At 49.4% G+C, this 5,407-nt stretch carries 9 protein-coding genes and 1 pseudogene; 9 read left to right on the top strand and 1 reads right to left on the bottom strand.

The genetic code is table 11. The features are described from left to right. The 4 genes from AYJ55_RS36705 to AYJ55_RS23775 form a co-directional block, all read left to right on the top strand. On the top strand, positions 1 to 114 hold a 114-nt coding region (locus AYJ55_RS36705), incomplete at its 5' end, for a phage baseplate plug family protein (RefSeq protein ID WP_483771137.1). Continuing rightward, on the top strand, positions 92 to 847 hold the full coding sequence (locus tag AYJ55_RS23785; protein WP_063658165.1) for a hypothetical protein: 756 nt from the start codon (positions 92 to 94) through the stop codon (positions 845 to 847). The genes AYJ55_RS36705 and AYJ55_RS23785, both read left to right, overlap by 23 nt. A 268-nt stretch (positions 848 to 1,115) precedes the next feature. Continuing rightward, positions 1,116 to 1,628, top strand: a complete 513-nt coding sequence (locus AYJ55_RS23780) for a phage baseplate protein (protein WP_162505861.1) — start codon at positions 1,116 to 1,118, stop codon at positions 1,626 to 1,628. Then, a complete protein-coding gene (locus tag AYJ55_RS23775) occupies positions 1,625 to 1,888 on the top strand; it encodes a contractile injection system sheath initiator (RefSeq protein WP_245677561.1) in 264 nt (87 codons plus the stop codon). Before AYJ55_RS23780 ends, AYJ55_RS23775 begins: the two co-directional genes overlap by 4 nt. Positions 1,889 to 1,974: 86 nt before the next feature. On the opposite strand, the gene AYJ55_RS35040 is transcribed toward AYJ55_RS23775, so the two are convergent. Continuing rightward, the gene (locus AYJ55_RS35040) at positions 1,975 to 2,097 is read right to left on the bottom strand and encodes a hypothetical protein (RefSeq protein ID WP_281181232.1); all 123 of its coding nucleotides are present in this window, start codon (positions 2,095 to 2,097) and stop codon (positions 1,975 to 1,977) included. Between the two features lie 188 nt (positions 2,098 to 2,285). Here AYJ55_RS35040 and AYJ55_RS34190 point away from each other — a divergent pair, with 188 nt between their 5' ends. From AYJ55_RS34190 to AYJ55_RS23755, 5 genes and pseudogenes are all read left to right on the top strand, one after another. Beyond that, the gene (locus AYJ55_RS34190; RefSeq protein ID WP_245677560.1) at positions 2,286 to 2,594 is read left to right on the top strand and encodes a baseplate J/gp47 family protein; all 309 of its coding nucleotides are present in this window, start codon (positions 2,286 to 2,288) and stop codon (positions 2,592 to 2,594) included. A 594-nt stretch (positions 2,595 to 3,188) separates the two neighbouring features. Further along, positions 3,189 to 3,680 carry a baseplate wedge 1 family protein gene (locus tag AYJ55_RS23765; protein WP_245677559.1) on the top strand — a complete coding sequence of 164 codons (492 nt, stop codon included), beginning with the start codon at positions 3,189 to 3,191 and terminating at the stop codon, positions 3,678 to 3,680. 183 nt (positions 3,681 to 3,863) lie between these two features. Continuing rightward, positions 3,864 to 4,832 (top strand): annotated as a pseudogene (locus tag AYJ55_RS30235) (phage tail protein); the annotation flags it as partial. A 221-nt stretch (positions 4,833 to 5,053) separates the two neighbouring features. After that, positions 5,054 to 5,167 (top strand): hypothetical protein, encoded by a 114-nt coding sequence (locus tag AYJ55_RS36585; protein ID WP_425393847.1) that lies wholly within the window; start codon positions 5,054 to 5,056, stop codon positions 5,165 to 5,167. A gap of 9 nt (positions 5,168 to 5,176) precedes the next feature. Continuing rightward, positions 5,177 to 5,407: hypothetical protein (locus AYJ55_RS23755; RefSeq protein ID WP_162505860.1), on the top strand; the 231-nt coding region annotated here is incomplete at its 3' end.

Genomic DNA, 5,407 nt, shown 5'->3' with positions numbered 1-5,407 from the left:
GGTGATTTATTCTTCGTGGATACCCAAGGGCAAGAAGACCCGCGTTGGCACGGTCTAGGGAGTCGATGGTTTCTTTTTTACGAGGATGGAAATGTACAGCAAAAAAACGCTTAAGTTTGCGTTCTCTCTGGATACGGGCAACGGCCAGATAGAAGAATTAACCTTGGATAACGTTAAATCCTTTGTCAGAACCAATAGCTACGGCGGATACGGCGGCGTTGAGGCAGAGTGCGCCCTCTATGGGTTAAGTTTAGAACTCATCGGGATGTTGTCACCAAAAGATTACAGTTCGCTGGTGCTCGATGGACGACAATTTGACATAGCTATCTATAGTGGGGATATTTTGATATTCGAGGGCGCCGTCAGATCTGCTTATGCCAATATGAATACGATGCCCGAATCTCCGTTTGTCATTCAAGCGCTGGCCGCCAGTGACCTCCGTGCTAAAGTCATTCCGCCGATTTCACGCACGGGTGTCGTGAATGTCAGTGATTTACTCGATTCGTTATGTCAGCAGAACGGCTATACGTTTCAACCCAATTTATTGGGCGGCTTAACCGAATCCAACCCGTATTACGCCGGCAGTGTTTTTGCTCAGATAGCCGCCATTTGCCTGTCTCATCGGCTGGAATTTCAACCGGTGGGAAAAATCATCCATGTTTGGCCTGCTGGGAAAACAAGGGATGCGGTTATGCCGAAGATTTCGGCGGAAAATGGCTTGATAGGGTATCCGATCCACAACGCGAATGGATTAACCTTTCAGACACAGTACAGCCCTTGCTGGCATTTGGGCGATCGGTATCGCTTGATACGTCGTTACCGGGTGCCAGTGGTCTCTACCTGTTAACGGGTGTCGAACACTTTCTTTCTTCCTGGGTGCAAGGGGGAAACTGGCACAGTGTCTGTAACGCAGTGAGTGTTGAAGCTTATGAGAGAAACAAACAACCGTGACGCATCCGGTAATGATGCAAACACCTTTATGCATGCCTTCAGTCAGCTTCTTGCCGGCTGTTTTTTTTGTGAATTGTTCAGGTGATTGCGTTACACGGTGAAGCGCCAATCTGGTGGTGGATGTCCGCCCCCTGCTGGCTTATCCTGATACGCGGGGTGTCCTGATGGAGAGTACCCCAATTTACGCCATTCCGGTATTTCGCCTGCAACGGGGGAACAGTGCCCTCATCATGAATCCGGTCGTGGGGGATATTGGTCACCTATTAATTTGTGACCGTGATACCCGCCGTGTCAGGGCAACCCGCCAGAGCGCATTACCGTCTACTCGCCGTAGACACAACCGCGCCGACGGCATTTACATGGGTGGACTGCTGAATATGCCACCGACCCAGTTTATTGAATTTGCGGATAACCGAATAAATATCACCAGTCCAGGAAACATTGAAATCCACTGTCAGCAGGCACTATCAAGGCCCTTCTGGGGTGATCCTCGATACGCCCAAGCGCATTTTACCGGAAATGTCACGGCGGCGGGTGACATCACCGATAATGTCGGTACGCAACAGGCCAGCATCAAAGCGCTGCGGGAAGCTTACAACAGCCATTATCATCATGTGAACGGGGTAGAAAGCGGCAGCAGCCGTGTCACATCGGATAAACCGGAGCACACGCTATGACCTATTGCACCCTAAAACTGGATAAGGCGTGGGATTTAACGCTAGACGGTGAAGGCAATTTGGCAATAGTGACCACCCCTGCCGCGGTAGCCCAGGATGTGGCCTCGGCCTGTCTGGTATTTATGGGTGAATGTTATTTTGACCGTTCACTCGGCATTCCATGGAAGGAGGAAGTCCTCGGAAGACGACCCACTGCCGGATTTATTGCGCAAAAACTACAAGTTGAGGCCGAAAAACTGCCGTTGTTAACCAGGCAATAGCAAGCGTCAGGCTGGATAAGGCCAGTCGGAAACTGCGCGGTGTCATTCGCGTCACGGATAACGAGAATAACCGATTGGAGGTGATATTATGACCACAGTGAAACCGCGGTACCTGATGTCACGATAACCGAAAACGGGGTGTCGGTGCGGATATCGCGGACGTGCTCGCCGGACGGCTGACGGATTTTGTCGGCATATTGGGCGGCCATGCCAGTCAATCACTGAGCGCCCCCAAGGACAGATAGCCCAGAGTGAGACCGAAATACTGGCGCAGGTCTACGACAAATTATTATGCCTGTTCAACCAGATTAACCCCGATTTTGCGAGCGGGCGCTTTCAGGATGGAATAGGGCGCATCTATTTTCTCAATCGTATTCCTGGTCAGGGTAGCGTTGTCATGGCCACCTGCACGGGCAAAGTCGGCACCCGTATCCCAGCAGGCAGTACCGCCCAGGATAAGGCCGGTTATTTGTGGCGTTCAGTGAGCGAAGCAACCATCCCTGCCAGCGGCACGGTAAAAATCCCCTTCCAGAACACGACGCATGGCCCCATCGCCTGCGCCACGGGGGAATTAACGCAAATTTTTAGCTCTGTTTCAGGGTGGGACGCCATCACCAATGACACACCGGCCCGTGTCGGGTCACAGGTAGAATCCGCATTGCCTTTGAAACACGCCGCCGCAATCAGTGGCGCGCAACGGTCGTAATACCGATGGTGCGATGAAAGCGGCCTACTGGAAACCCAAGGTGTGACGGATGCGTATGTCTGGTCAAACCGAACAAGGGAGACGGTCACTATCGCACGACTCTTTATCCGGTTAAACCGCATTCCGTTTTTATTTGTGTGAATGGTGGCAACGATACGATATCGCCGAGACGATCTTCCAGTATTACAATCCTGGCGCGGACATGAATGGGGATACCACCTTTACTGTTTATGATAAAGAGAACTACTCGCCGCTTACCCGCAATATGTGATGCAGTGGCAGCGAGCCACCCCATTAAGCGTCTATTTTTCCGTCAACATTGATAAAAGTCTCAATCCTCCCTGTGACATTACCGGGCAAGTTAAAAAACAGTTATTCGCGTGTTTAATGGCGAGGTAGAAGGCATTCAACGTGCGGGTATAGGGGCAACCCTGAATGTGGGTAAATACTACGCGCCGATTATTGCGATTGAGCCTTATTCGGTGAGTGTCGTATCAGTATGATATCCAGACGGCAAAAACTGGCTGTCTGCGTTAACACCAGGCGTGGCGCAAGTCCCGTTTTGCAAGCCGATAACATTCACGTGGAGTTAAAATGAGTTGGCAAAAAACGGTGCTAAACCAGTACAGTGCCAGCCAGAAATTGCTGTCTGTCATCGCAACATTCGAGCAGGCGGTGAGTCTGGAGGATTTTACTGACCGGTTTCTTGATGAAGTGTGGGATATCACCACCTGCAACCGCTTTGGTCTGGATATGTGGGGGAAAATCGTCAACATTTCACGTTACATCACGGCGGAAGTCGATAACAGCGCGTTTGGGTTTGCGCAGGCAGACGAAGGAAAAGCGGATTATCCCACCCCGTTCAGTGATGCCCCTTATTACGCGGGTGTGCAGGAAACCAGAAAAATCCGGCTAGCGGACAACGCTTATCGAAGCCTGATACTCAGCAAGGCGTTTTCTAACATCAGTATTGCGACTATTCCTGAAATCAATCGCTTCTTACGTTTTCTGTTTAAGGAACGTGGCGAGGCGTTTTGTGTGAATTATCGTGACATGACTATTGGTATTACCACCGCCTTTCCCTAGAACCCTTTGAATTGTCAGTATTGAGAAACAGCGAGGTCACCCCGTTACCTTCTGGGGTACTGATGAATATCAATCAGGTCGTCGCCCCTACTTTGGCTTTGCCGAGGATGCCTATCCGTTTAATGAGGGGACGTTTTTTACGGCGGGACGTTAATCATCCAGTAGAATTTTTTGGAGTATTTTATGAAAAAAACAGACTTGCCCGCTCGTAAACCGGTGCCCTTTGGGGCGAATGGTTCACGGCGTGATTTAACGGCGAAAACGCCAACCGGCAGTAATCAGGCTTCTTATGATGCCGGTTTTCCCCCCATTACCATGACGATTAAAGCCGCAGGCGGCTTGCCCCCTGATGGCCGTGACATGAATCAGGCACTTAACGAACTATACACCGGCTATCGTTGGCATAATGCGGGCGCGGGTTACCCTTTTGATGCCGATTTTGCCACGGCGATTGGTGGTTATCCGGCGGGGGCGAAAGTGCCCAATTCCACGAATGACGGTTTTTGGCTAAATACAATAGACGGGAATACGACCAATCCGGAAGTGTTGGATGCCTCCGCAACAGGGTGGGTACCCGTGAATAGTTACGGCATCACCAGTATAACCGGACTGGAAACCGGCACGATAACCTTGACTACCTTACAGGCCGCAAAAGAAGAACTGGTCTTCAGTGGCAATCTTATTGCTGATACCACCGTAATTTTCCCGCCATGGATAAGAAACTGGACTGTCACCAATCACTGTCAGGGGAATTTCACCCTGACCTGTAAACCCCTGTCAGGGACTGGTGTTGTACTGCCCAGTGGCAGAAATGTTATCCGTTGCGATGGTTCACAGATTATTTTTGCTATCCTCGTTGCGTCGCTCACTCAACACGGTCTCACACGGTTAAGTAGCGCCACTGACAGCAATGATGAAACGCTGGCCGCCACACCCAAAGCCGTCAAAGCCGCTTATGACTTGGCGAAAACCGTAAGTATTGACGGAATTTATCCGGTAGGGATTGTTGTCTGGTTTGCTCAAAATAAAAATCCCAATACCTTATTTCCAAATACAAAATGGCAATACATTGGTGAAAATAAAACCATTCGTTTAGCAAAAGCAGATGGTTCTAATGTATTCACTACCGGAGGCGCTGATGCTATTAAGCTGACAGAAGCCCAATTACCCGCTCACGGGCACACTTTTTCAGCAACAACCAGTAGCTATGATTATGGTACTAAAATACGAATGCAACGGGTAATCATGCACATAATTTTGCAGGCGTTGTACGTGACCCATGGAATGCAAGAGGCGATGACGGTAATCCTAATCAATGGAAACCAAGGGCTCAAAATACATCACAAGCGGGGAACCACTCACATACTGTTACTATCGGTGCACACACCCATTCTGTTTCAGGTACAACGGGAAAGACGGGAAGTAGTAGCGAAATTAATATAACGAATGCTTTTATTACGCTAATGGGCTGGTACAGAATCAGTTAAGGAATCAAAATGTTTAGAATTTTTAAAGCCTATACCTACACGAGTGATACACATGAGTTGCTGGGTCCTTGCGATGCTTACACGGATGAAACTCATGACATACTGCCTTTTCATACTGAGAAAAAACCAATTGACAAAAAGGAAGGTTCGCTGTTGTTTTTAATGAACAAAATCAGGAATGGGAATATCAGGAAGAATCATCGCGGTTTGGTTTGGTTTGATACGAGCCGTCAATCTGTC

Origin of the sequence: Candidatus Arsenophonus triatominarum (assembly GCF_001640365.1) — a bacterium.
Classification (GTDB): Bacteria; Pseudomonadota; Gammaproteobacteria; order Enterobacterales; family Enterobacteriaceae; genus Arsenophonus; species Arsenophonus triatominarum.
This window is presented reverse-complemented; position numbering and strand designations above follow the sequence as displayed.